Genomic DNA, 26,848 nt, shown 5'->3' on the forward strand with positions numbered 1-26,848 from the left:
TACGACAAAAGCCGTATGTCATATGCGGCTTTTTTGTTTGGAACCGCACCTCGCGTACCTGACTGCATAAAGTAAAAAATATATCACCTCTTGTTGATCTTTGTTTCTTCATAGAAAGAGAAAGAGGGTGCAGGATGAATTCAGGTGGGGAGCAAATGAAAGCCAAGCCGTCATTGATTCATAAAAAACTTGTAGGCGGAATGATTGCAGCAGGTCTGATTTTTTATGCTTTCACCGCGTACTTGATTTATGTTGCGTTTCAGCTGACAGGACAATATTTAGAGCAGCAGTCTTCTCCTAAAACGATTATAACGGAGGGACTCAATAAGCAAGTATATGAACATATTCGAATCTACTATGCAGAGGAAGAGGAAGCTTTTGTTGATCTGACAATAGAGGCTTTGAAACAGGCAGAGAAGAGGACAGCGTCAGTGTTTCAATTTGAAGCTGACAGACCTTTAGACGTTATCTATTTTGATGATAAAGAGTCGATCGAACAAATGGCAGGGATCAAGCATATTACTGGATTTTACTCTGATCATGATCAAATGATAGGGTTATATCCAGATAAACGGGAAGCATTATTGAAGAAAGAGACACTGCCTTTATACTTTTTCAATACGTTGTTTATTCATGAGTATGCTCATTTTGTTTTCTATGAAAAGGTCCATTCATATGAAGTGTCTCCAGGAATGTTTCCGCTTTGGTTCCACGAAGGAACAGCAGAATGGACGGCCTATGACGTGTTAAATGCTACGTCTGAACGCTTCGACGTGATTCCTTTTCAATCTCTTCATTCTGATCAAGACTGGCAGAATTCCCGGGTGACGTATGAGACAGATGTCTATTTACAAAGCTATTATATGATCTATGAGCTGGTGCAGCTTTGCGGACGAGGCGTCATACATGAAATCATAGAGGAAACTGCGAAAACGGGCCAATTTGCTAGCGGCTTTGAACAGGCGACGGGGAAGAGGCTCACAGATTTTGAAGATCAGTTTAAAGTCATGTACCAAAGAAAAAACGGCTGACCAAAGAAGGGGGTCAGCCGTTTTTCTTAATGAAGAGGCTTTTGTTGATCGGCCTTACTAGGAGGCATTTGAACCTGCCCCTGAAGCGGTGCAAAAGCTGACGTCATGGCGGTCATGTCTTGTTTGGAAAGCTGAGGAACTTGATAGTAGCCATGCTTATTTTGATACAAGAAAATTTCATACGCCATTTCGATAAAGTTCGGAATCTGCGCAGCAAGCACACGTCTGACAACAGGGTTTGTTACTTCTAATGCTGACATTGAAAGTAACCCGGAGTGTGATTTGACTAGGCTGAGCATGTGTCCTGTGATGCCTAAGTCTTTTACATCCTGTAGTGACTGGTTCGGCTTCTTCGGCTGAGAAGGTTTGATTCCGTATGTCACTTGAGTGTGTTCTTTCATCATATAAGTAGCGGTTTCTTCACTAGGCTTTTGGCCTGTAGAAAAACAATCTACAGTGACATTGTACTGGGATAAAACGAATTGATATTGTCGATCCAGGATGTCGGATAATGCAGGATCTTGAATAAATTGCCGCAAGATCATATATTGATCCAAAATATTAATCGTGCCGGCTAAAATTTCATGTAAATCGAATAACTCATGCCCGCCATGGTTGAGCTCAGGCTGCTGAGCGCTTCCTTGAAACATTGGCTGCTGATCGTTTTGCATTGAGATTCCTCCTTCTGTTTATACACTCTGTTTTAATGTGAGGATGTTTTCACGATTTCATGCAAAAAACATTATTTACAATTAGAGGGTTTTCTTTCTTTTTGTCGAAAAAAAGTATCAGACGAATGAACATGGGGGTACCAGATGCAGGACAAAATCATTAATCGTTTGATAGAAGACGAACATGTGCAGACACCAGTGATCGGCATCGGTGTTTCGCCGTTTGAACAGCATCATCTTGAGGCTTTTTTTCAATCATTACCACATGATTTAAATGCCTCTTTTATTGTTGTGCAAAATCATGTGACAGGCGATTGTATAACAGATTTGGAAGCACTTGTTTTACCGATTGGCTACCGGGCAAAAACGATTAAACATGGTGAGAAAGTCATGAAAAAGACGATCTATTTTTGTCCGCAGCATGCAGCTGTGACGTTAACGGAAGATCACCGGCTTCATGTATCTGAGCAGCTGCCAACAAACAAGGCATGCTCTGTCAACTCGCTTTTTAAGTCACTTGCCAGTGTTCAAAAGGAAGAGGCATTTGCGATCTTTTTTCAAAAAGGTCATTGTGTGGGGAGTGGGTTGCTTCAGTTGGTTGAGCAAGGCGGTACAGCCTTATCGTGCAGTGAGGTAGAGAGTGGTTTTGACAGTATGTATCATCACACATTCAAAAATCCATCCACTCTTGCGGCATATATGGCCAATATCATCAATGTTCCGCATGCTGATGAGATGGATCCAGCTTTACTAAGAATCATTGAACGTCTTGAAATGTATAAAGGGATTGCCTTTTCAGCCTATGAAAAGAAAAGGCTGCTTTCTGTCATTCAAAAGCGTATGCGCACTGCAAACGAGCCGATGTCATTATTATCAGAGTACGATCGTTTATTAGAAAGAGAACCAGATGAGCTTGATCGCCTGCACGCTCAGCTCCTAAGCGGCACGACTACTTTCTTTAGAGATACGGAGGCTTTGCGAGTATGTGAACAGAAGGTGATACCGTCAATCATTGACCATTCGATGAACAACGGGAAATCTCGATGCCGAATTTGGGTTGCGGGATGTTCGACAGGGGAAGAAGCTTATTCTTTTACAATTTTATTTTTAGAAGAAATGAAGCGAAGAGATGTGTCCATTGAACTTCAAGTCTTTGCGACAGATATCAACCGAAAAGCCATTCAAATAGCTAGTAAAGGTCTTTATTCGAGAGAATCTATGGCAAGCATACCGGAAAAATGGCGGGCGCGATATTTCGAAAAGAAAGGTGACGCTTTTATTGTGAAGCAGTCGCTTAGAAAACATATTGTTTTTGCTCCTCACAATTTATTGATTGATTCACCTTTTATCCACCTCGATTTTATCAGTTGCCGAAATGTTCTGATGTACTTTGAGCCAGAAGTGCAAAAACGAGTATTATCCCGATTCCAATATGCTTTAAAAGATCAAGGGGTGTTGATTTTAGGGCCAAATGAAACTGTCCCCAATATCCCTCGATTGTTTCAATTGTTCAATGAGAAGTGGAACATTTACACCTATTCCAACGTTCCTGCACCTAGTGTCCCTTGGGTACATGACGCTCGTGATGCCGAGTTAAAAAAGCGAGCTGCACAATATATGAAGGATGTAAGCGAGGATTATGATGCATGTATAGTCATTAATGATTGTAACAAAATCCTGGCGATGTCAAATGGGGCATATTCCTTCTTAGACCATGTAGAAGTGTCAGATCAATCATGTGAATATGTGACACCTGAATATTTGAAAGAGATGTTAAGTCAAACCTTTCAAAAGGTGTGGACTGACGAGACAGAGGTTGTGTTTCAGCATGTTCTCATTTCGGAAAAAGGAAAAAAGCAGTATGCGGATTTTACTGTAAAGAGTTTTGATCGCCGTTTTAAAGGAGTATACGTCATTCTTATTCGAATGAATGAGAGAGGAAAAAATCAAAAGAACAGCAGGGAAAATGGGATGTCAGATCAGAATTCAGTCTATCAACAGCGTATTGTCGACTTAGAAAATGAACTAAATGAAGTCAAACAAAAAGAGCAGGAGGCAAGGGCTCAATTAAAAGCGAAAAACACGCAAATAGCGGAGCTTGAGAAAAAACACGATCATTTTATTAATATCATAAACAACTTAAGGGTAACAAGGGAAGAACTGTATAGACCTTCTGTCAAGCCGGAGCTTGCGACGTTGTTTGTGGACCGAGACATGAATATTCGCTACTACACTCCTACAGCTGCCTCTTTATTTACTTCAGCTCAAATAAGGCACCAGCAATCCTTTCAGTCGATGGCTAAGAAACTTACGCAGGAAACGCTCTATCATGACATACAATCCGTTATCTCGGATAAGCGCGTCATCGAACGAGAAATTGAAACGAATGAAGGAGAACAATTCACTGTTCACATCACACCTATTCTTGACCAAGATCATGAGGGAGCGGTGATGACGTGGATTAAAATGACGGAAATGACAAAAATCAAACAGTCACTTCATCTAGCGGTAACAGCACTGGATAATAGCCATATCCATATTGTTGTTGCAACTGAGGAAGGGGTCATCCAATGCGTGAATCAGCGTTTTTGCCAGTTTGTGCAGCAGCATGAATATGACCTGATCGGCAAAGATATCTTTTCTGTCTACCATTCTCTGTGTCAATGTGATGATTTAGAAAAGCAATGGGACGTTTGTTTAAAAGAAGGCAGCTGGACAGGTGAGCTGTACTTTCAGGATTTATCAGGCCGTGAACGATGGGAGAGGGTCTCTTTACATCGAATTGATGATCCTGACAAAATGCAGTCTACCGTGATGCGAATTTCAGAGGACATTACGAATCAAAAGCAGTCAGAGAAGATGCTGATGAAGTCAGAGATGCTGTCCGCAGTTGGTCAGCTTGCAGCCGGCATCGCCCATGAGATAAGGAACCCGCTGACGTCGTTAAAGGGATTTTTACAGCTGATGATTCAAAGTAAGAAATATCAGAAGGATTATGCAGATGTGATGATGTCTGAATTTAATCGGCTTGAAGCCATTATTAATGAATTCCTTGTGCTCTCTAGAAGCAAATCGGTGAAATTTGAGCCGGTACAAGTCAATCTTCTGCTCGAAGAAGTGATCATGGTCGTTGAATCACAAGCGGTTTTAAAAGGCGTGTCTATTCAAAAGAATTTGTCTCCGTCGCTGCCAAACATTCAAGGTATACCGAATGAACTGAAACAAGTCTTCTTAAACATTCTTAAAAACGGTATTGAAGCGATGGATGGTGTGACAGGTGTTATTCAGGTCACATCCGTATTGGAACATAATCAGATGATGCTGATCTTTGAAGACCAAGGTAAGGGCATACCAGAAGACGAAATAGGGAAACTGGGTGAACCTTTTTATACAACGAAAGAAAAAGGGACTGGCCTTGGTTTAATGATGACGATTAAAATCATTGAAAGCCATGGCGGCAGCATTCGTTTTGAAAGCAAAAGCTTCGAGGGGACACGGGTGATTATTACGTTTCCAATGAGCTAGCAGACATAAGATTTACAAGAAATCCATCTACCATCAATATTTACTTAGTACACTATGAGAGATAAAGCTCGGAAGGGGAGAGGTTTAATGAAACGTGTTCGATCCATTCGAATGATCTGCTGTTTGGTTTTGGTGATTTTTAGTCTGCAATCCTTACTGCCTGGCGTGATCACAGCAGAACAAGCCAGTGCGTCTGAAAAGAAGGAAACGGTATGGAACCAAAAGAAACCAATGAAAATCAAAAAAGCCCGTCAGCTAATCGGAGAGACAGTGACAGTGAGCGGAATTGTGACAGCAGATCAATCGGTTATAGGCAATGGGAAACTGTCAACGTACATTCAAGACAAATCAGCTGGAATCAATATATATTCAGCACAGCCTGACAACTTCCCAGAACTAAAAGCTGGCATGAAGGTGACAGTATCGGGGAAGATCACGTCTTATAAAGGACTGATTGAAATTGTGCCGGATCGAGACCGCCTGAAGATCGATGGTGTGAATCAAACCTTGCCAAAGCCGAAGCGAGTCTCCGTGAAACAACTAGAAACGGATCAGGCACGTAAACATGAAGGAAAACTTGTGAAGGTCAAGGGCTATGTTGAATCAAAACCAGAGCAGCCGGCTGGCGGTGGATACAATGTGGTGATCATTGATAAAAAATATCACAGCACCACCCTTAGAGTGATGGTGGATACAAGTGCCATTGATGAAGTGAAGACAGGGAAATGGTATGAGTTTACAGGAGTGTTAAGCAGGTATGATTCGCTGCAGGTGCTTCCACGACACAAGGGTGATGTCAGCCTGCTGAAACGCCAGCCAAAGCCGCCAAAAATCAAGAAAGAATACGAGGCAACGGTTGACCGGGTGGTGGATGGAGATACGATTCATTTAAAGAAGCCTGTGCTTGGTACAACAAAGGTGCGCTTTGTGAATATGGACACGCCGGAAACGTACCATAAGCCAAAAAATGAATTAGATCAAAACCAGCTGCGTTTTGGACAGAAGGCGGCAGACTATTTAAACACACTTCTTTCAAGCGGAGATAAAGTCACATTAAAGATTGGTCCAGAAGCGAAGGACGGCTATGGACGTCTTTTAGCTCAAGTGAAAACCAAAAAAGGGGTCAATACGAATTTAGAGCTTGTGAAAAAAGGATATGCTCCTACGTATTTCATCTGGCCGGTTGGAGATGAAAAGGACTATCAGACGTTCCAAAAAGCTGTCAAAGAGGCGAAAGAAAAAGGGCTTGGCATTTGGAATGAAGCAGATCCGCTGCTGGAACAGCCGTTTGAATTTAGAGCACGTGAACAGAAAAAAGGACTGACACGCTACGTCGGTGATTCATCAGCGAAAACGTACGTATCGCCTGACAGCTGGAAAGAAATCGCTGTAGATAAACGCATCTTTTTTGCTTCGAAAGAAGAAGCAGAACAGGCTGGCTATCAGCCGGCAGAAGGAACTGGGGAAGTCCCATTAACCATTTTAAGCATGAATGATTTACACGGGAAAATTGATCAACAATACGAACTGGATCTGAAAGGTGATGGCAATAAAGGAACGTACGGACGGATGGATTATGTGGCGGCTTATATGAAACAAAAACAAGCAGCAAACAAAAATACGATCACAGTTCATGCTGGAGATATGATTGGCGGCAGCTCTCCAATATCTTCTCTTCTGCAAGATGAACCAACGGTTGAACTCATGGAGAACATTGGCTTTGATGTTGGCACGGTCGGCAACCATGAATTTGATGAAGGGGTGGACGAGCTATTACGTATCATAAATGGCGGAGAACATCCTAAAGGCACAAAGGGATATGACGGACAGAATTTTCCGCTCGTTTGTGCAAACTGTGAATACAAGGATACAGGTAAACCACTTTTACCTGCTTATGAAATCATGGATGTCGAAGGAATCCCTGTAGCATTTATCGGTGTTGTGACAAAATCAGCCGCAGGAATGGTCATGCCAGAAGGGATTAAAGACATTCAGTTTACAGATGAAGTTAAAGCCGTAAATGAAGCCGCGAAGGAATTAAAAGAAAAAGGGATCAAAGCCATTGCGGTTTTAGCTCATATGACAGCCTCGCAAAATGGAGATACCATCACTGGAGAGAGTGCGAAGCTTGCCAAAGAAGGCGATGATGAAATTGATGTCATCTTTGCAGGGCATAATCACGAAGTCGTAAACGGAGAGGTCAATGGGAAATTAATTGTTCAAGCCTTTGAATATGGGAAGGCCATTGGCGAAGTTAATGTAACACTTGACCGCAAAACGAAGGATATTGTCAAAAAGAGTGCAAATATCCAGTATGTAGACCAGTCTGGTATTGAAAAGGACAAGGAAGCAGCCGGCATCTTGGCTCATTACGGGAAAGAAGTTGAGCCGATTATTAGTGAGGTAGTTGGAGAAGCTGGTGTCAAAATGGAAGGCGGCTATTCAAATGATGGAGACACACCGCTCGGTAATTTGATTGCCGATGGTATGAGATATTCTATGAAAAGTGATTTTGCCATGATGAATGGCGGCGGGATCAGGCAAAACCTTGAAAAAGGGCCGATTACGTGGGGAGATCTGTTTAATATTCAGCCCTTCGGCAACGTCTTAGTTAAACTTGAGATTAAGGGGAAAGACTTGGCTGAGATCATTGAAGCGCAAATTTCTCCTCAATTTGGACCAGATTATAGCATTTCGGGCTTTTCATATTCCTATGATCCGGTAACATATAAAGTAGTCGACTTAAAGCTTCCAGATGGTTCAGCCGTTGCGCTCGATCAAACGTATACACTCACGGTGAATAACTTTATGGCAACTGCAACTGGCAGTAAATATGAACCGATAGGAAGGCTGGGGAAAAATCCTGAAACAGGTCCAGAGGATTTAGAAGCCACTGTCGCTTTTGTGAAGAGCTTTGAAGGAGCTTCCATTGTGTATCAAAAAGAGGGACGCATTCAAAAAGCAAAACAAGAAGAAAAAGCAGCAAGCTAATGACCGTATCATCTAAGAGAAATGTAACAGGTAAAGGAGTTTAAGCATGAAAAAGTGGCTTGCACTTACTGTGATGACAGCAGGAGTTGTCTTGCTCGGCTGGGGAATTTGGCAAATCGCCTCTACGCACCTTCAAACGGCACAATCATTAGAAGATGCAAAGAAAGCGGTAGCGGACGATCAAGGGATGTCAAAGAAGCAGTTTTCTCCTGATGTGGGGAAAGCCTCTGGCATCCTGACGATTCCGAAATTAAAAGCAGACCTTCCCATTGTCGAAGGGACAGATGCGGATGATCTTGCCAAAGGAGTCGGGCATTACAAAGGCAGTTATTACCCAGATCAGAAGGGACAAATCGTCCTATCTGGCCATCGTGACACGGTGTTTCGCCGAACAGGTGAACTGAATATTGGGGATCAGCTGAAAATCACTGTGCCGTATGGTGAGTTTGTTTATGAAATCACACATACGAAAATCGTGGATCAGCATGATACTTCCATTATTACTTTACAGAATAAAAAGGAAGAGCTGGTGTTAACGACATGCTATCCATTTCATTTCGTCGGCAATGCACCAGAGCGGTATATTATTTATGCAAAAAGAGCATCTGTCTAAATAAAAAGAGCCTGCATTTGATCAGCAGGCTCTTTTTTTAATGGATGATTTCGTCCATGAGCTGAGACATATCTAGAGGAAGCGGTGCTTCTATGCTCAGGTGCTCACCTGTAAAAGGATGTGTCATGTCTACTTGTTTGGCGTGGAGAGCGCATCTGTTGATATGATGACGAGCTCCGCCATAAAGTGTATCTCCGGCTAAAGGGTGCCCGAGACTGCTAAGATGGACTCGAATTTGATGTGTTCTTCCGGTCTCAAGTTGCAGCTTGACGGATGTCATTTGCAGACGTTTATTGGTGTCCATGACCTGAAAGTGTGTGACAGCACTTTGACCAGTAGGAGAGATTCTTCGTCTGACGGCATGATGCTTGTCACGGCCAATCGCTGCATCAATAGTGCCTTTCTTTTTCTTGAAAAGTCCTTCTGCGATGGCGATGTAGGTTCGGCTGATCGTTTTTTTAGAAAGCATTTGATCAAGCACTGCATGAGCTAATCTGTGTTTAGCAAAAATGACCGTGCCGCTTGTGTCTTGATCGAGTCTGTGAATATGTCTCACTCGCTTTTCCTCGCCATTTGCTTGAAAATGAAAGGCCACAAGGTTTGCCAGTGTGCCCGTTTGTCCCTTTTCATTCGGGTGCGTCGGTCGTCCAGCGGGTTTTTGTACAATCAATAAGTGCTCGTCCTCAAATAGCACCTCTAATTCACCATATTCTGGCGTCACATCACTTTCTTCCGTTTCAAATAAATCGATCAGTATGTGATCACCTGTACTGACTTTTGCCGCGTGATGGGCAGGCTTTTGATTTAAACGTACTTTTTGATGCTCCATCCAAAAATGGATAATCGGTTTTGAAGCCGACACGGCTGTTTTTAAAAACTGACTCAGTGAAGAATCTTGATGCTGCTCACCTACTTTTAGCGAGAGCGTGTGTCCTTTAATGTTCATGATATCCGTTCCTCTCTTTGGGTATATATAGGAAACACTTACCTTGGCGAACGCCTTTTTTTCTGTGCTATTCTGAATGGAGAAATAACGACAGAGAGGTAGATGTCACGTGAGAATAATGAAAGCTGCTACAGACCTGCAAGAGCAGGCAATTGAAGAAATATCAAAGGATGTTGAAGATCTTCTATCCCATCCTGTCGATGAAGACCCAGCTGCGCGTCAAAAAGAACGCCCGCTAACCTTTGTTGAAGGGGTTTATAACGGAACGATGGACGATGCTTTTCGTATTTTATCGGGACTTCAGCTATTACATACCATTATTGTAAAACCTAAACGCCATATTACAAAGTGTGATCGTGAGCTATTTGAGCGAAACCGTGAGCAGGTCAATGCATGCGGCTTTTCTTTTCCGTTTGATTTAGACGATTTTGCCAGCCGCCGCCTTCAAAATGCGTAAAAGTTGGTGTGAACTTCCTTGTTAACTTACAAGGCTGCCGCACATACTATTTTTAAGGGAATGGAGAAACCTTTAGATCTGTAATACCAAACCCGCTCTTTTTCAACATTGCCTATTTCTCCACGAATCGGAGCGCTTGGACCTCTTGCAGAATGAACCGAACACGGGTAGGAGCCTGACAAAATGGTACAGGCTCCTTTTATACATAATTATTTTAGCAGACATTCATCTTTGAAAGTCAATTTTATTCACGATATGATAGCATTGAGTATCATATTAAAGACTTTCGTAAAAAAAAGGAGTGGCCTCGTTGGTAAAGGCGATTATATTTGATTTTGACGGATTAATTTTAGATACAGAAACACATGAATATGAAGTATTACAAGAAATGTTTGCGGAGCATGAGTCAGAGCTGCCTCTTTCCGTTTGGGGCAACGTCATCGGGACGCAGGCAGGCTTTAAGCCGTTTGAATACTTGGAAAAACAGCTAGGAAAGACGCTCGATCATGAGGCACTCACAGCGGACCGGCGTTCTCGTTTTCAAAAGAGAATAAAGGATGAATCAGCACGACCTGGCGTAGAAGCTTATTTACAGGCAGCGAAGGAGCTTGGGATCAAGATTGGACTTGCTTCCAGCTCAGACTATAAATGGGTGTCTGATCACCTGAAGCAAATTGGTCTTTTTGATTACTTTGAATGTATCCGTACGTCAGATGATGTGGAAGAAGTCAAACCTCATCCAGAGCTTTATTTGCAAACCGCAAGCTGCTTAGGTGTAGAGCCAAAGGATTGTGTGGCTTTTGAGGATTCAGTGAATGGATCAGTGGCTGCCAAACGGGCAGGCATGAAATGCGTCATCGTCCCAAACAAAGTGACGAGCACGCTGCAATTTGAAGAATACGATGTGAGATTAGAATCCATGGCTGAAATCGAATTGCTCCAGCTATTCCATCAGCTTGAAAAAGAGGATCAGTAAGGGGGCAAAAACATCATGGCAGAAAAACTCGATTTAACGCGGTTTGAAAAAAGAATGGTGATCCGTAATATCCGGGAAGAAGATATTGACCGAATCATTGCCTTACAGGAGGTATGCTTTCCGGGCATGGACCCTTGGAAACGAGAGCATCTTGAAAGCCATCTTGAACATTTCCCAGAAGGGCAGTTTTGTGCTGAATTTGAGGGGGAAATCATTGGCTCTTGTTCAAGTTTATTAATTAACTTTGATGAATACGATGACCGTCATACTTGGCAGGACATCACAGATGATGGGTACATTACAAACCATAATCCAGATGGGATGAATATGTACGGAATTGAGGTTATGGTTAGTCCTGAGTACCGCCGCATGAAAATTGGCCATCGTTTATATGAAGCAAGAAAAGACTTAGCAAGAAGATTAAATTTGAAAAGTATCATTATTGGTGGACGCATCCCGAATTATCATAAATACCAAGAGGAAATGACGCCTCGTCAATATGTGGAGCAGGTCATGCTTCACCAAATTTATGATCCTGTTTTATCTTTTCAGCTGTTAAATGAATTCAGCCTCATGCGGATTAATCCGAATTATTTGCCGGATGATAAGGCATCCAGCACATACGCGACGCTAATGGAATGGAACAACGTCGATTATCGTCCGCAATCGAAAAGATATTATAAATCGGCATTCCCAGTTCGTATTTGCGTCATTCAATATGCGATGAAACAAATTCATTCCTTTGAGGAATTTATGAATCAGGTGGAGTATTATGTTGATGTCGCATCAGATGCGTCAGCTGACTTTGCCGTCTTCCCAGAAATTTTTACAACGCAGCTCATGTCTTATTTAGAAGAGCGCTCCCCAAGTCTTGCAGTGCAGCGTATCACGGAATATACCGAGGACTACATTAATTTGTTCACAGACCTTTCTGTGAAGTACAACATTAATATCATTGGTGGATCCCATTTCGTTGAAGAGGAAGGAAAAATCTACAATATCGCCTATTTATTTAGACGTGATGGAACGATTGAAAAGCAATATAAGCTCCATATCACACCGAATGAAAGAAAATGGTGGGGGATTTCAGCAGGTGATCAGGTTCGGGTATTTGATACGGACTGTGGTAAAATTGCGATCCAAATTTGCTACGATATTGAATTTCCTGAGCTGGCTCGGATTGCAGCTGATAAAGGAGCAAAAATTATTTTTACTCCGTTCTGTACAGAAGACCGTCAAGGTTATTTAAGAGTGCGTTATTGTGCACAGGCAAGAGCGGTTGAAAATCAGATTTATACCGTCATCTCTGGAACTGTCGGAAACCTTCCGCAAACCGAAAATATGGATGTCCAATATGCACAATCAGCGATTTTTGCCCCATCTGACTTTGAATTTGCAAGAGATGGGATTGTAGGAGAATGTAATCCGAATATAGAAATGGTTGTCGTTGGCGATGTCGATTTAGAAATTTTAAGAAGACAGCGGCAAGATGGAACGGTACGTCAGCTCAAAGACCGAAGAAGAGATGTGTACCATATTGAATATAAGAAATAATGAAAAGAAGCGCCTATCATAAGGCGCTTCTTTTTGATGACATTTTTTAAAATGACATAGCAGCTGGACGAGCTAAGGCTTTCGCTGCTACCTGTTCAAGATTCATCATAATGTATTGTAAAAATAAGCTAAGAGAGAGGAGAGCTTATTTTTTCATGTGATAAAGGGATGCTCGAGCAAAATCTGAATATACTGAAACGAGATCATGTGTTCAAAAAGGAGAGGAAAATGGGGCGACAAGCTAAACATTTGTATATCAATTTACCGGTAAAGCATGTCAAGGAATCAAAGGCTTTTTTTGAGCAGCTGGGTTTTGACTTTCAAGAGCAGCTGACGAATGATCAGGCAGCTTGTTTGGTCATTGGTGACACCATTACGGTCATGCTGTTAACCCATAAGCATTTTCAAACCATCTCAGAGAAACAATTGGTGGATGCAAAGCAGGGATCAGAGGTCATTGTCTCTATGCGGGTTGATTCCCGAAAAGAGGTCGATGAGCTGGTGGAGCAGGCGAAGGCAGCAGGCGGGTCACCGTTTAAGGAAAAGCAGGATCATGGGTTCATGTACGGTTGGAGCTTTCAGGATCTTGATGGTCATTTGTGGGAAGTGTTCTATTTGGATGAGGAGAGAAGCGGCCTTTCATAAGGGTGCTTCAGCGTGTAGACAAACCCTCGCATTCGGTGTCAGGCCTGCGATCCGATGCTCACGAATGTCAAATTCGCTCCGCTTCGGTACTCGTCCTTTCTAGACTGCAAAGGTTTTCAATCACGCTGAAAAGAAGACAAAGGGCTCATTTTAGCCCTTTGTCAATAATCAGAAGCGGCCTTTCATAAGGGTGCTTCTTTTTTATTGTTTAACAGTGGTATGATTATGAGGAAACAAAAAATAGGAATTCATCTAGAGAAAAGTAGGTGCAGCATGGAGTTTTTACTTGTCTTACTGCCAGTGTTCGGTATTTTCCTTATCGGGTATATTGGGCAGAAGGCCATTGGTTTTGACATACATACGCTCTCATCAATGTCTTTATATTTAATGTCACCATTTCTTGCGTTTGAAACCTTTTATCAAAACAAAGTGTCGATGGACTATGTGTACCTATCTATTTTTGTCGTCGGACTTTGTCTTTCACTTGTTTTATGTGTCTTTATTTTATCTCGTATCTATGGTTATTCGAAGGAAATGTATTGTGCCATGATTCTGTCGTCAGCATTTATGAACAATGGGAATTACGGCACGCCTGTTGTCCTGCTTGTCTTCGGAGCAGCTGGTTTAGATATTGCTATCGTTTTAATGGTGCTGCAGCAGCTTGTCATGAGTACGATCGGTATGTATTATGCAGCAAAGGGCGGAGAGGATGCAGGGGATGGAAAGGTCGTGCTGAAAAAAGTGCTGCGTATGCCGGTTGCATATGGGGCACTCCTCGGTCTATTATTTCAGCTGATGGATCTTTCACTACCTAAAGAGGTGATGACGGGTGTCCAGCTTGTGGGAGATGCTGCCATACCGACGATTATGCTTATTTTAGGTATGCAGCTCGCCGTCATTTCTTTTAAGCAAGTGGATTATCGCAACATTTCTTATGCTGTATTGCTGAAGCTGTTTATCTCACCACTCATCGCATTTGGCTTTACACTTATTTTACCGGTAGATGATCTAGTGAAACAAATTATGATCTTAGTTGCAGCGATGCCGACAGCAGCAAATACTACGCTCATGGCTGTACAATTTCGAACGAAGCCTGAGTTTGTCTCAAGCACGACATTTCTCAGTACCGTTTTAAGCATCGTGACATTACCCGTTTTATTATGGATCTTATCTATGCACCCTCTGGGATAGGGGATAGGCGGCAAAACAAAGGGGGACATATCAATGAATGTAGATGTTCATTTTCAAGTGAGTGATGTGTTGAAAACAAAGTATTTTGCCCATGCGAAAGTGTTAGCAGGAGAAAAGGGATTGTTTCGGCAGGTCAGATGGGTTCATGTGTTAGAAGTGCCTGCTGTAGAAGATTTGTTAAATGGGGGAGAGCTCATACTAACAACAGCCGCAGGCTTCCATGATCAATTGGATGTGTTTCAAGCATTTTTAAAGCAGCTGATCGATTCTGGTGCGGCAGGCTTGTGTATTGAATTTGTTCCGCTCAGATTCGATGTGCCGGAAGAACTGATTGTGTATGCAGAAGAAAGAGATTTTCCGCTGATTTTGTTTACAAAAGAAGTGAAATTCGTCAACATCACACAGCATCTCCATACGATGATGATTGAACGCCAGTATCAAATGATGGCTGATCTAGAAGCACTATCATCAAAGCTGAATGAGCTTTTGCTGACTCCCCATCCGCAGATGGATATTTTGGATCAAGTGTATCAGCACGTAAGGGGCATTCTTTTACTCATTCCTGTTCAGGGGGAGCCGATTATTTTATGTGATTCCTCCAAACAAACCGAAGAGATGGTCATGAATTATTTACAGTTTGCTTCCTTGCCAAAAGGATACGAAGTGACCAAAAAAGAAGTGCTTGCACTCAAGCAGACATTTGCAGACCTTGTGCTCATTCATCAAACAAACACACTCTCAGAATTTGAACTGCTCGTAATGGATAAAGGAGCAAATGCTCTGGCCCAGCAAACGCTAAGAGAGCTTTATACAGAAGAATTGAAGAAGACCAAAGAGAACGAATGGCTGCAAAAATGGTTCCAAGAAGAGCATACAGAAAGAGATATATTAGAGCATCTTGAAGAAACAGAAGGATTGAAAAAGCCAACCGGCTGTGTCGTGATGCTCTTTCAAAAGCATCATCAAATCGAAGAAATCGCAGGAAATCTATATTTTCTCGTATCGTGCCGCTCCATCTTTCAGCGTGCGGGTTTCCATTTGATTCCGTATGAGCATCAAGGACAAACCTTGTTTATTTTATTGAACACGAGAAAGAAAGAAGACTGGAAAGAGCGTGCAGAGAAGGCTGCAAGCGACATCAAACAATTGTATGATCGGGAGCAGCCACGCGGAACCGTGATCAATTATGGCATCGGTCCATATTGTGAGCAGTTTCAGCATATGAGAAAAAGCTTTCAAGCAGCCAAAGAAGTGCTGCATTTAAAGAAAGTGATGCCCCATCGGGTGGAAAGCCCATTTTATCAAGATTTGCATATGCTCCGTCTCATGCCTGTCATGCAGGAAAGCGGACTGCTTGAATGTATGGTGAAAGAGTATTTGGAGCCTGTGCTTTTATATGATAAGCAAAATAGCGGAAGACTCTATCAAACGCTGAATATCTTTTTACAGACAAACGGTTCTAAAAAGGAAACTGCAAGCCAGCTCTTTATTGTCAGGCAGACCCTTTATCATAGACTAGATAAATTGCATGCATTGCTTGGCGAGGATATGATGCAGGCCCCGAAACGACAGGCGCTTGAATTTGCGATTCTTGCATATGAATTCCTTCAAGGAAATCGCCGTTAACGAGGTTTGTTAGATTTGCTAAGGCACCAGAGTAGAATGTCTTATCGTTCTTTTCAATCAGTTGACGATCTGTCTAATGTAATCAGCCCAGCCCCTTTTTTATAATGAAAGTAACGGTTGGTTCTCTCTTACAGGCGGCCTAGTTTCAGTTTCATATGCCTCCCTTTTCATCCATATAATGAATGGAGAGGCAATGTGCTGCTGAACCGGTCTAAGCTTCTTTAGTGATGAAAACGGATACATGGGGGCGGGAAGATGAAAATACATGAGCAGGCTCAAAATATTCAGGCGAAAGATGATCAGTTGATCTGGCATCATATGAAAGGGACAAACAAGGAAAATGAAAGCATGGTTATTCACGAGGCAGAAGGCGCATGGGTGACAGATATTCATGGGAATCGCTATTTAGACGGGATGTCAGGTCTTTGGTGTGTAAATGCCGGTTATGGCAGAAAAGAGCTTGCAGAAGCGGCATATAAGCAACTAAATACAATGCCTTATTATCCGCTGACGCAAAGTCATGTGCCAGCGATTCAATTGGCTGAAAAGCTAAATGAATGGCTTGGAGGGGACTATGTCATCTTCTTTTCTAACAGCGGTTCTGAAGCCAATGAAGCCGCATTTAAGATCGCCAAACAATATCATGCGCAAAAAGGAGAGAGCACAAGAACAAAGTTCATCTCCAGGTATCGGTCGTATCACGGCAATACAGCAGCTGCCCTTGCCGCAACGGGGCAGGCGCAGCGTAAATATAAATATGAACCATTAGGTCAAGGCTTTATCCATGTCGCACCGCCTGATATGTATCGTCATCCTGAGGATCAAGAAACTTTGGCAAGTGCAGCGGCAATTGATCAAGCCATGACGTGGGAACTAAGTGAGACCATTGCTGGAGTTATTATGGAGCCGATCATTACAGGCGGCGGTATCTTGATGCCGCCAAAAGGGTATTTGAAGAAGGTTAAAGACATCTGTGAGGCTCATGGGGCGCTTCTCATTGTGGATGAAGTCATCTGCGGCTTTGGCCGGACAGGGAAGCGGTTTGGTTTTATGCATGAAGATGTAAAGCCGGACATCATTACAATGGCAAAAGGGATCACAAGCGGCTATTTACCTCTTTCTGCAACGTGCGTGAAACGAGAAATCTATGAAGCCTACGCAGGGGAAGATACGTATGACAGGCTGCGCCATGTGAATACATTTGGCGGACACCCTGCTTCCTGTGCGGTTGCCCTTGCGAACCTAGAGATCATGGAAAACGAGAAATTAGTAGAACGGTCTGACACGCTTGGGCAAGACATGCTTGAACGTTTGCAAGAGTTAAAAGAGCATCCATTTGTCGGTGATGTCAGAGGCAAAGGCCTGCTGTTTGGAATTGAGCTTGTCCAGGATCAACAGTCCAAAAAACCAGCTGATCCACAGGTTGTCGGTCAATTGATTGCAGAATGTAAAAAACGCGGACTGATCATTGGGAAAAATGGTGATACGGTTGCCGGCTATAATAACGTTGCCCAGCTTGCACCGCCGCTCAATATAACAGACGAAGACGCCTCATTTATTATGAACACGCTTAAAGAAAGCATGGCACAGTTATAGCAGAGAGATTTCTCTGCTTTTTTCTATGGAAAAAGCACATACGCTGCTAAGTAAAATCGGCATTGGATACACTAGGTGTATTGAAAAATAGAAGAGATTCTATTACTGTTAGGAGATGACTGAACCAATACATTTTGAAGGAGACGGCATATGAGTTTTCATGATCAACCCATTCTACCTGCTGTTCGCAATATGAAGCAATTTGAGGAATTTTTAAAAAGTCCATTTACATATGGGGTCTTACTTGATGTCCATTTAGGCCGGCTAAAGGGCATCATGAATGAGGCAAATGCCCATCATAAAAAAATGTTTGTCCATGTCGATCTCATTCACGGGATCAAACATGATGAGTATGGAACGGAATTTATTTGTCAGGAAATGAAGCCGGCAGGAATTATTTCTACTAGGTCTTCAGTCATAGTAAAAGCCAAGCAAAAAAAGGTATATGCCATTCAGCGAATGTTTTTACTTGATACAAGTGCCATGGAAAAAAGCATGGAGTTCGTGGGGAAACATCGCCCAGATTTTATTGAAGTATTGCCAGGGGTCGTGCCGGATCTCATTACAGAAGTGCGCGAGCGAGCTGGGATTCCAATATTTGCAGGCGGGTTTATCCGTACAAAAGAAGATGTAGAAAGAGCGCTTGAAGCAGGTGCTACAGCTGTGACAACATCGAATACAGCCCTTTGGAAAGCGTTCCAAAAGTGAAAAAGATAAAATGTGAAAATTGATTGACAACGTTTTCATCCTCTGATACTATAGCACTAAGTTAATATCATGTGATGGAGAAACGGAGATCCACAACAGCGCTTTACTAGGTGACAAATGACCCTGATGTAAAGTATGTTTGTTGTGGATCTTTTTTCTTTATCTTTTTTACACATTCATAGGGGATGGCAACTGAACCAGAGGAGGAATTTTCATGACACCATTTTGGGGTGAAGTCGTAGGTACAATGCTGCTTATTATTTTTGGAGGCGGTGTATGTGCGGCAGTCAATTTAAAGAAATCGCTCGCATATCAGTCCGGCTGGATTGTAATCGCTTTCGGATGGGGATTTGCAGTAGCCATAGCAGCTTATGCAACAGGTGGAATCAGCGGAGCGCATTTGAATCCTGCACTGACAATCGGGCTTGCGTTAGAAGGAAGTTTTCCTTGGGCTGATGTACCAATGTATATTGCCGGTCAAATGCTTGGCGCATTATTAGGAGCTATTATTGTCTTTTTACATTACTTACCGCACTGGAAAGCAACAGACGATCCAGGTGCAAAGCTTGGTGTATTCTCAACTGGTCCTGCGATTCCGCATACTTTTGCAAACGTACTTAGTGAAGTCATCGGTACATTTGTATTGGTTCTAGGAATCTTAGCGATTGGTGCAAATAAATTCGCGGATGGAATCAATCCGCTGATTGTTGGTTTCTTAATTGTCGCAATTGGTCTTTCATTAGGCGGAACAACTGGTTATGCAATCAATCCTGCACGTGATTTAGGTCCGAGAATTGCTCATGCGATTCTGCCGATTCCAGGTAAAGGTCCATCGAATTGGAAGTATGCGTGGGTGCCGGTCGTTGGTCCAATTTTAGGCGGTGCATTTGGCGGTGTTTTCTATAATGCAGCCTTTAAAGCGAACATCACTCCAGCCTTTTGGATTGTAAGCGTTATTTTAGTTGTGGTATTGTTAGGACTCTATGTCTCTACGAAAAATCAAACAAATGCTGTAAATGAAAGTATGTAAGGGGAGGAAAACACCATGGCAAAAGAAAAATATATTCTCGCTTTAGATCAAGGGACAACAAGCTCAAGAGCGATCTTATTTGATCAAGAAGGCAAAATTGCACATACAGCTCAGAAGGAATTTAATCAATATTTTCCGAACCCAGGTTGGGTAGAACATAACGCAAATGAAATTTGGAGCTCTGTTCTATCCGTCATTTCAACTGCTTTAATTGAATCAGGCATTGAAGCAGATCAAATCGCCGGTATCGGCATTACGAACCAGCGTGAGACAGCTGTTGTTTGGGATAAACATACAGGCGCACCTGTTTATAATGCAATTGTTTGGCAGTCTAGACAAACGTCAGGCATTTGTGAAGAGTTAAAAGCGCAAGGACACAATGAAACGTTTAGAAATAAAACAGGTCTTCTCATTGATGCTTATTTCTCAGGGACAAAAGTAAAATGGATTTTAGACAATGTAGAAGGTGCTCGTGAGAAAGCAGAAAATGGCGACTTGCTGTTTGGCACAATTGATACATGGCTCATTTGGAAGATGACAGGCGGTCAATCACACGTCACAGATTACTCCAACGCGTCAAGAACGTTAATGTTCAACATTTACGATCTGAAATGGGATGAAGAATTACTGGATATCCTTGGCGTACCTGCTTCTATGCTTCCAGAGGTGAAACCATCTTCACACATCTATGGTGAAACAACAGACTATCACTTCTTCGGCAGAAATATCCCGATTGCAGGAGCGGCGGGAGACCAGCAGTCTGCACTATTCGGTCAGGCTTGCTTTGAAGAAGGAATGGCGAAGAACACGTATGGTACAGGATGTTTCATGTTGATGAATACAGGGGAAAAAGCAATTAAGTCGGATCATGGTTTATTAACGACAATTGCATGGGGCATTGACGGTAAAGTTGAATATGCTTTAGAAGGAAGTATTTTCGTAGCTGGTTCAGCGATTCAGTGGCTGCGCGACGGGCTGAGAATGTTTAAAGACTCAAAAGACAGCGAAGCCTATGCGGAGCGCGTTGAGTCAACAGAGGGCGTATATGTCGTTCCAGCATTCGTTGGTCTAGGCACACCATACTGGGACAGTGATGTCAGAGGCGCTGTATTCGGATTAACACGCGGTACTTCTAAGGAGCACTTTGTCCGTGCAACGTTAGAATCACTTGCTTATCAAACGAAGGATGTTTTAGATGCGATGGAAAAGGATTCAAACATCTCATTAAAAACTTTGCGTGTAGATGGCGGAGCTGTAAAGAATGATTTCTTAATGGGCTTCCAAAGTGATTTGCTGGATGTACCAGTAGAGCGTCCAGAAATTAATGAAACGACGGCACTCGGTGCGGCCTATCTTGCGGGAATAGCAGTTGGCTTCTGGAACGACCGTTCAGACATTGCAAAACAATGGAATCTTGACAAGCGCTTTGACCCTAAAATGGAAGAGGACAGCCGTGACTCGTTATACAGCGGGTGGAAAAAGGCTGTAAAAGCAGCTCAAGCTTTCAAATAAACCAAAAGTATGGTATACTTCAAGTAAGTTAATAGAACGGTTGGAGAACTGGAGAGACCGCAGGCACCGAAGTGTAGAAATACGCTTTGGGTGTTTGCGGTCTCTTTTTCTTTACCGTACAACATGGGAGGAACAAGAGATGACTTTTTCTAGCTTAGAAAGAGAACAAATGCTGCAGGAAATGACAAAAAAACCATATGATGTGTTTATCATTGGTGGGGGTATAACAGGCGCTGGTACAGCACTTGACGCGGCTTCACGCGGAATGCGTGTCGGTCTTGCAGAAATGCAGGATTTCGCAGCAGGTACGTCTAGCCGCTCAACGAAACTAGTGCACGGCGGACTTCGTTATTTAAAACAATTTGAAGTGAAAATGGTCGCAGAGGTCGGTAAAGAGCGTGCCATCGTATACGAAAATGGTCCTCATGTTACAACGCCAGAATGGATGCTTCTTCCGATGCATAAAGGCGGGACATTTGGGAAGTTTTCAACCTCTATTGGACTGAGAGTATATGACTTTTTAGCTGGCGTAAAGCATAGCGAACGCAGAAGCATGCTAAGTGCGAAAGAAACACTTGCAAAAGAACCGCTTGTCAAAAAGGACGGCTTAAAAGGCGGAGGCTACTATGTTGAATACCGTACAGATGATGCACGCCTCACAATCGAAGTGATGAAAGAGGCTGTGAAATTCGGAGCGGAAGCGGTCAACTATGCGAAAGTAAAAGAATTTATTTATGATAAAGGCAAAGTGGTTGGTGTTGCCATTGAAGATGTCATGACGAAGAAAACATACGATGTGTATGCGAAGAAGATCGTCAATGCGACAGGTCCATGGGTAGATCAGCTTAGAGACAAAGATCACTCAAAAGAAGGAAAACACTTACAGCATACAAAAGGAATTCACTTAGTATTCGACCAATCGGTCTTCCCATTAAAACAAGCGATCTACTTTGACACACCTGATAAACGTATGGTCTTTGCCATTCCAAGAGAAGGCAAAACGTACGTTGGAACAACAGATACAGTGTACAAAAAACAGCTGGAGCATCCGCGTATGACAAAAGCGGATCGTGACTATGTTATCCAAGCGATTCAGTACATGTTCCCTGATCTCAATATTACAGAAAAAGATGTGGAGTCCAACTGGGCCGGTCTTCGTCCGCTCATTCATGAAGAGGGCAAAGATCCTTCAGAAATTTCTCGTAAGGATGAAGTGTGGACATCATCTTCAGGCTTAATCACCATTGCTGGTGGTAAATTAACAGGCTATCGCAAAATGGCTGAGCATATTGTCGATCTCGTACGTGATGGATTGAAACAAGAGACTGGCAAAGATTACGGTCCATGTAAAACAAAACATATGCCAATCTCAGGCGGTCATGTAGGCGGATCTAAAAACATGGCAGCTTTTGTTCAAGCGAAAACAGCAGAAGGAGCATCTGTTGGTTTAACAGAACCGATTGCACAAAAACTAGCTGAAAAATATGGTTCAAACGTCAGCAGTGTCTACAAACGAGTAGAGCAGCTTCAAGGGGAAGCAGACAAACGAAACATTCCAGCATATGTGCTGGCAGAGCTTGTGTATGCGATCGAAGAAGAACTAGCTGTAACACCTGTCGATTTCTTCTTAAGAAGAACAGGAAGCCTATTATTTAACATTAATTGGGCAAAAAAATACGCACAGCCTGTTGTTGATTACATGGCAGAGCGTTTTGGCTGGGATGAAGCAGCAAAACAGAAACATCAAACAGAATTAGATCAATTATTCCATGAAGCAGTCGTACCGCTTGATGCTGAATAAAAGGAAAAGCCGATCATGTATCGGCTTTTTTAATTGTTTATCGCAATTTTTGATATAGCATGACATTAAGGATGATTCGATATAAAATATAAGTAGATATTATTTATAATGATGGCAAGAAATAGGAGGACGACCATGAGTTGGAAGACGAATTATGAGCGATGGATCAATGAGAAGCACCTGGATACTGAACTAAGGGAATGGCTGGAGACGCATCAAGATGATCAGCAAGCACTTGAAGACTGTTTCTACAAAAACCTTGAGTTCGGCACTGGAGGAATGCGCGGTGAGATTGGTGCAGGCACGAACCGAATGAATGTGTATACTGTTCGTAAAGCTTCAGCAGGTCTTGCTGCTTATATTGCGAAACATGGAGAGGATGCAAAAAAAAGAGGCGTCGCCATTGCATATGATTCACGCCATAAATCGCCTGAATTTGCGATGGAAGCAGCCAAAACACTTGCTTCACAAGGCATTCAAACGTACGTATTCGATGAATTGCGTCCGACACCAGAGCTCTCCTTTGCAGTTCGTGAGCTGCATGCATTTGCTGGAATCGTTGTGACAGCTAGTCATAATCCACCAGAATATAATGGCTATAAAGTGTATGGTGAAGATGGCGGGCAGCTGCCTCCATTTGAAGCAGATCAAGTCATTCAAGAAGTAGATGCAATTGAAAATGAACTGTCGATTTCAGTTGATTCTGAAGAAACGTTGAAACAGCAAGGGCTGATCAAAATGATCGGAAAAGAAATCGACCATGCTTATATTGAAAAATTAAAAACCATAAGTGTGCACCCTGAGCTGGCACATGAGGTCGATGTCAAAGTCGTGTTTACTCCGCTTCATGGGACAGCTAATCATCCTGTCAGAAACGGGCTTCAGGCTCTAGGTTATCAGCATGTAACGGTTGTGCCTGAACAGGAAAAACCAGATCCACAGTTCTCAACAGTAACCTCGCCGAACCCAGAGGAGCATGCAGCATTTGAGTATGCCATCAAGCTTGGCGAAAAACAAAATGCCGATATCCTCATTGCCACAGACCCAGATGCTGACAGGTTAGGCATTGCAGTCAGAGATCACGAAGGAGAATTTACCGTCTTAACAGGCAACCAAACAGGCGCCCTGCTGCTCCATTATTTATTATCTGAAAAACAAAAGCTGGGTCAGCTGCCGCCTCGTCCTGTTGTGATGAAAACCATTGTCACAAGTGAGCTTGGGCGCGCTGTAGCATCAGCTTTTGGTGCCGACACGATAGACACACTTACAGGCTTTAAATTTATTGGAGAAAAAATTAAGCAGTTTGAAAAGAGCGGAGAATACACGTTTCAATTCGGTTATGAAGAGAGCTATGGCTATTTGATCGGTGACTTTGTCCGAGATAAAGATGCAGTGCAAGCGGCACTTTTAGCCGTTGAAGTCGCTGCCTTCTATAAAAAACAGGGCAAGTCCTTGTACGACGCGCTTGTCGATATTTTCAAGCAGTTTGGATTTTATCGGGAAGGATTAAAGTCATTAACCTTAAAAGGAAAACAAGGAGCAGAGCAGATTTCAGCGATCCTTCATACCTTTAGAACAAATCCCCCAGCTGCAATCGCAGGGCAGCGCATCACAGTGATCGAGGATTACCAATCAAGTCAAAGACATCTTGTGGCTGAAAAGAAAGAGGAAACCATTCATCTGCCAGCATCAAACGTGCTGAAATATTTCCTTGAGGATGGTTCGTGGTTCTGCTTAAGACCTTCCGGCACTGAGCCTAAAGTGAAATTTTATATTGCAGTCAAAGGCACATCTTTAACAGATAGTGAAGAAAAACTAAAGCATCTGTCAGAAGAAGTGATGAAAGTCGTTTATGATATTGTGGAAGAAACAGCAAAATAACGAAAAACAAGGCCATCGTGTTTGAATGCATGATGGCTTTTTTCTCAGTCAAAAGGATGAGAAGAAATCATTCTTTTGAAGAAAGAGCCGCGTGGGGACTCGTGGTATAATGAGCGTAATGATAAGTGAAGGCTGCAAATGCCGGGGGTAAACAGTATGGGAGAATACCAAGAGAAGGTTGAAACATTAAAAACGTTAAAAGAAATTGCTGAAAAGCTAAATGAAGGCATGGAAATGAAAGAAACGCTCCATGAAGTGCTCCAAATGCTGATGGATGTCACAGGCTTTCATTCAGCATGGATTTATTTTATAGAAAAAGACGGGTCATATGAACTGATGGCAGAGGTTTCTTTACCTGAAGCACTCGCAAAGCATCAAAAACAGCTCATGTGTCAAAATGATTGTTATTGCATCAATCGATACACAAAAGGCTCATTGCAATCAGCCACCAATATTATGAACTGCAAACGGATTGAAACGGCGATTGAACAAAAGCTTGGAGATACAGAAGGGATTACACATCATGCGACGGTGCCGCTACAAGCATGTAAGCGTACGTTCGGCTTATTAAATGTGGCGGCAAAGGGAAAAGTCACATTTACACAAGAAGAGCTGAATTTGCTTGAAAGCATTGCGCTTCAAATTGGCACAGCGATTCAGCGGATGAAGCTTGTGCAAAATGAACAGCAGCACGCCCTTTTACAAGAAAGAAACCGGCTGGCACAGGATTTACATGATTCTGTCAACCAAATGCTATTCTCTGTGAGTCTGACTGCTAAGGCTGCACGGCAAATGACAAGCGATCAGAATCTAGGGGAAATGATTGATTTTATTCAGCATTTGTCACAAGACGCTCTGATTGAAATGCGGTCACTCATTTGGCAGCTGAGACCAAGAGGCCTTGAAAAAGGGTTTACGACAGCAATTGAAGAGTATGCTCAGCTTTTAGGATTACGCTGCAATTTATCTTTATCAGGCTGTATAGAAATGGATCATTCTCACAATGAAACTTTGTTTCGGGTATGTCAAGAAGCGCTGAATAACTGTCAAAAACATGCGGAAGTAGAAGAAGTCGAGGTCAAACTTGAGCAATCAAAAGACACGTTTGAGATGAAAATCATTGACCTCGGAAAAGGTTTTCAATATGACGAGCAGATGAGCCTTCCTTCACTTGGGCTGAAAGGGATGTCTGACCGCATCCGAAGAGCAGGTGGTACATTTTGTATCCATTCAGAGTTAGGGAAAGGAACAACGATTCATGTAAAAGTGCCATTTTCACAAGAAAGGAAGGGATCGTCATGAGAGTTGTCATTGCAGATGATCATCATATTGTGAGAAAAGGCCTGGTGTTTTTCTTACAGACACAGCCTGATGTGGACATCGTTGGTGAGGCGTCCAATGGGCAAGAGGCATTAGAGGTTGTCAGAGATACTCAGCCTGACATTGTCTTAATGGATTTGTCTATGCCTGTCATGAATGGCATTGAGGCAACGAAACAAATGACGCTGGAAATGCCGGACACCCGCATTGTAATCCTGACAAGCTATGCGGATAAAGATTATGTGATTCCCGCTATTCAAGCAGGGGCGAAAGCCTATCAATTAAAGGATGTAGCACCAGAAAAGCTGCTTTCGACCATGATTGAAGTACAAAATGGCACCTATCAGTTAGATGGTCATATCACGACCTTTCTTGTGCAGCATCTGACAGAGCCAAAAGAGCAGAAATGGGCATTGATGAAAGAGCTGACCAATAGAGAGCGAGATGTTTTATTTGAGATTGCAAAGGGCAAAAGCAACAAAGAAATTGCCTCATCTCTGTTTATTTCTGAAAAGACTGTCAAAACGCATGTATCTCATGTATTATCAAAGCTAGAGCTGGCAGATCGAACCCAGGCGGCTCTGTATGCAGTGGATTATCAAAAAAATCAGCCAAAAGAGCTGCTATGACAGAAAGGATTTTAGTCGTTATGCTAAAACTTTTAAGCGCACATTCAATTCAATGAATTGAATAAAAAAGAGCACAGATGTTGGTTATTTGATGTGCCCTTTTGCTTAAAAAGAGAAGCATGGACAGTCTAATTTCTAATAGAAA

The 26,848-nt window shown here is 42.6% G+C and carries 20 protein-coding genes; 18 read left to right on the plus strand and 2 right to left on the minus strand.

Features of this window, described 5'->3' with window-relative positions; genetic code table 11:
- Positions 1 to 155: 155 nt before the first annotated feature.
- Positions 156 to 1,031, plus strand: coding sequence for a hypothetical protein (locus QR42_RS04530; RefSeq protein ID WP_039183037.1), 876 nt, complete (start codon positions 156 to 158; stop codon positions 1,029 to 1,031).
- A 26-nt stretch (positions 1,032 to 1,057) separates the two neighbouring features.
- Here QR42_RS04530 and QR42_RS04535 read toward each other — a convergent pair whose 3' ends face one another.
- On the minus strand, positions 1,058 to 1,702 hold the full coding sequence (locus QR42_RS04535; RefSeq protein ID WP_039177415.1) for a spore coat protein: 645 nt from the start codon (positions 1,700 to 1,702) through the stop codon (positions 1,058 to 1,060).
- A 144-nt stretch (positions 1,703 to 1,846) separates the two neighbouring features.
- On the opposite strand from QR42_RS04535, the gene QR42_RS04540 reads away from it, so the two are divergent.
- The 3 genes from QR42_RS04540 to QR42_RS04550 all read left to right on the plus strand — a co-directional run bounded on the left by QR42_RS04540 (position 1,847) and on the right by QR42_RS04550 (position 8,831).
- The gene (locus QR42_RS04540; RefSeq protein ID WP_039177417.1) at positions 1,847 to 5,227 is read left to right on the plus strand and encodes a CheR family methyltransferase; all 3,381 of its coding nucleotides are present in this window, start codon (positions 1,847 to 1,849) and stop codon (positions 5,225 to 5,227) included.
- 87 nt (positions 5,228 to 5,314) lie between these two features.
- On the plus strand, positions 5,315 to 8,218 hold the full coding sequence (locus tag QR42_RS04545) for a 5'-nucleotidase C-terminal domain-containing protein (protein WP_039177420.1): 2,904 nt from the start codon (positions 5,315 to 5,317) through the stop codon (positions 8,216 to 8,218).
- A 46-nt stretch (positions 8,219 to 8,264) separates the two neighbouring features.
- Entirely contained in the window at positions 8,265 to 8,831 is a 567-nt protein-coding gene (locus tag QR42_RS04550) for a class D sortase (protein ID WP_039177423.1), read from the plus strand.
- Positions 8,832 to 8,868: 37 nt separating this feature from the next.
- On the opposite strand, the gene QR42_RS04555 is transcribed toward QR42_RS04550, so the two are convergent.
- Entirely contained in the window at positions 8,869 to 9,777 is a 909-nt protein-coding gene (locus QR42_RS04555; protein ID WP_039177426.1) for an RluA family pseudouridine synthase, read from the minus strand.
- A 109-nt stretch (positions 9,778 to 9,886) separates the two neighbouring features.
- On the opposite strand from QR42_RS04555, the gene QR42_RS04560 reads away from it, so the two are divergent.
- The 14 genes from QR42_RS04560 (at position 9,887) to QR42_RS04625 (ending at position 26,703) form a co-directional block, all read left to right on the plus strand.
- On the plus strand, positions 9,887 to 10,234 hold the full coding sequence (locus tag QR42_RS04560) for a DUF5365 family protein (RefSeq protein ID WP_039177427.1): 348 nt from the start codon (positions 9,887 to 9,889) through the stop codon (positions 10,232 to 10,234).
- A gap of 310 nt (positions 10,235 to 10,544) precedes the next feature.
- Positions 10,545 to 11,210 (plus strand): HAD family hydrolase, encoded by a 666-nt coding sequence (locus QR42_RS04565; protein WP_039177430.1) that lies wholly within the window; start codon positions 10,545 to 10,547, stop codon positions 11,208 to 11,210.
- Between the two features lie 15 nt (positions 11,211 to 11,225).
- The gene (locus QR42_RS04570) at positions 11,226 to 12,764 is read left to right on the plus strand and encodes a bifunctional GNAT family N-acetyltransferase/carbon-nitrogen hydrolase family protein (protein WP_012009394.1); all 1,539 of its coding nucleotides are present in this window, start codon (positions 11,226 to 11,228) and stop codon (positions 12,762 to 12,764) included.
- Between the two features lie 228 nt (positions 12,765 to 12,992).
- Positions 12,993 to 13,409: a VOC family protein gene (locus QR42_RS04575; protein WP_039177432.1), complete on the plus strand. Its 417-nt coding sequence runs from the start codon at positions 12,993 to 12,995 to the stop codon at positions 13,407 to 13,409.
- A 273-nt stretch (positions 13,410 to 13,682) separates the two neighbouring features.
- On the plus strand, positions 13,683 to 14,600 hold the full coding sequence (locus tag QR42_RS04580) for an AEC family transporter (protein WP_039177433.1): 918 nt from the start codon (positions 13,683 to 13,685) through the stop codon (positions 14,598 to 14,600).
- 33 nt (positions 14,601 to 14,633) lie between these two features.
- Positions 14,634 to 16,226 carry a PucR family transcriptional regulator gene (locus QR42_RS04585; protein WP_039177436.1) on the plus strand — a complete coding sequence of 531 codons (1,593 nt, stop codon included), beginning with the start codon at positions 14,634 to 14,636 and terminating at the stop codon, positions 16,224 to 16,226.
- A gap of 255 nt (positions 16,227 to 16,481) precedes the next feature.
- On the plus strand, positions 16,482 to 17,822 hold the full coding sequence (locus QR42_RS04590; RefSeq protein ID WP_039177439.1) for an aspartate aminotransferase family protein: 1,341 nt from the start codon (positions 16,482 to 16,484) through the stop codon (positions 17,820 to 17,822).
- 150 nt (positions 17,823 to 17,972) lie between these two features.
- A complete protein-coding gene (locus tag QR42_RS04595) occupies positions 17,973 to 18,530 on the plus strand; it encodes a glycerol-3-phosphate responsive antiterminator (RefSeq protein ID WP_024425304.1) in 558 nt (185 codons plus the stop codon).
- Positions 18,531 to 18,744: 214 nt separating this feature from the next.
- Positions 18,745 to 19,560 (plus strand): MIP/aquaporin family protein, encoded by an 816-nt coding sequence (locus tag QR42_RS04600; RefSeq protein WP_039177442.1) that lies wholly within the window; start codon positions 18,745 to 18,747, stop codon positions 19,558 to 19,560.
- Between the two features lie 15 nt (positions 19,561 to 19,575).
- Entirely contained in the window at positions 19,576 to 21,072 is a 1,497-nt protein-coding gene (gene glpK / locus QR42_RS04605) for a glycerol kinase GlpK (RefSeq protein ID WP_039177444.1), read from the plus strand.
- Between the two features lie 139 nt (positions 21,073 to 21,211).
- The gene (glpD, locus tag QR42_RS04610) at positions 21,212 to 22,873 is read left to right on the plus strand and encodes a glycerol-3-phosphate dehydrogenase (RefSeq protein ID WP_039177448.1); all 1,662 of its coding nucleotides are present in this window, start codon (positions 21,212 to 21,214) and stop codon (positions 22,871 to 22,873) included.
- Between the two features lie 135 nt (positions 22,874 to 23,008).
- Positions 23,009 to 24,754 (plus strand): phospho-sugar mutase, encoded by a 1,746-nt coding sequence (locus tag QR42_RS04615; protein WP_039177450.1) that lies wholly within the window; start codon positions 23,009 to 23,011, stop codon positions 24,752 to 24,754.
- A 156-nt stretch (positions 24,755 to 24,910) separates the two neighbouring features.
- A complete protein-coding gene (locus QR42_RS04620) occupies positions 24,911 to 26,056 on the plus strand; it encodes a GAF domain-containing sensor histidine kinase (protein ID WP_039177453.1) in 1,146 nt (381 codons plus the stop codon).
- Positions 26,053 to 26,703 carry a response regulator gene (locus QR42_RS04625; protein WP_039177456.1) on the plus strand — a complete coding sequence of 217 codons (651 nt, stop codon included), beginning with the start codon at positions 26,053 to 26,055 and terminating at the stop codon, positions 26,701 to 26,703. The genes QR42_RS04620 and QR42_RS04625 overlap by 4 nt, the downstream gene beginning before the upstream one ends.
- Positions 26,704 to 26,848: the final 145 nt, after the last annotated feature.

Source organism: Bacillus sp. WP8 (genome assembly GCF_000800825.1).
GTDB lineage: Bacteria > Bacillota > Bacilli > Bacillales > Bacillaceae > Bacillus > Bacillus safensis.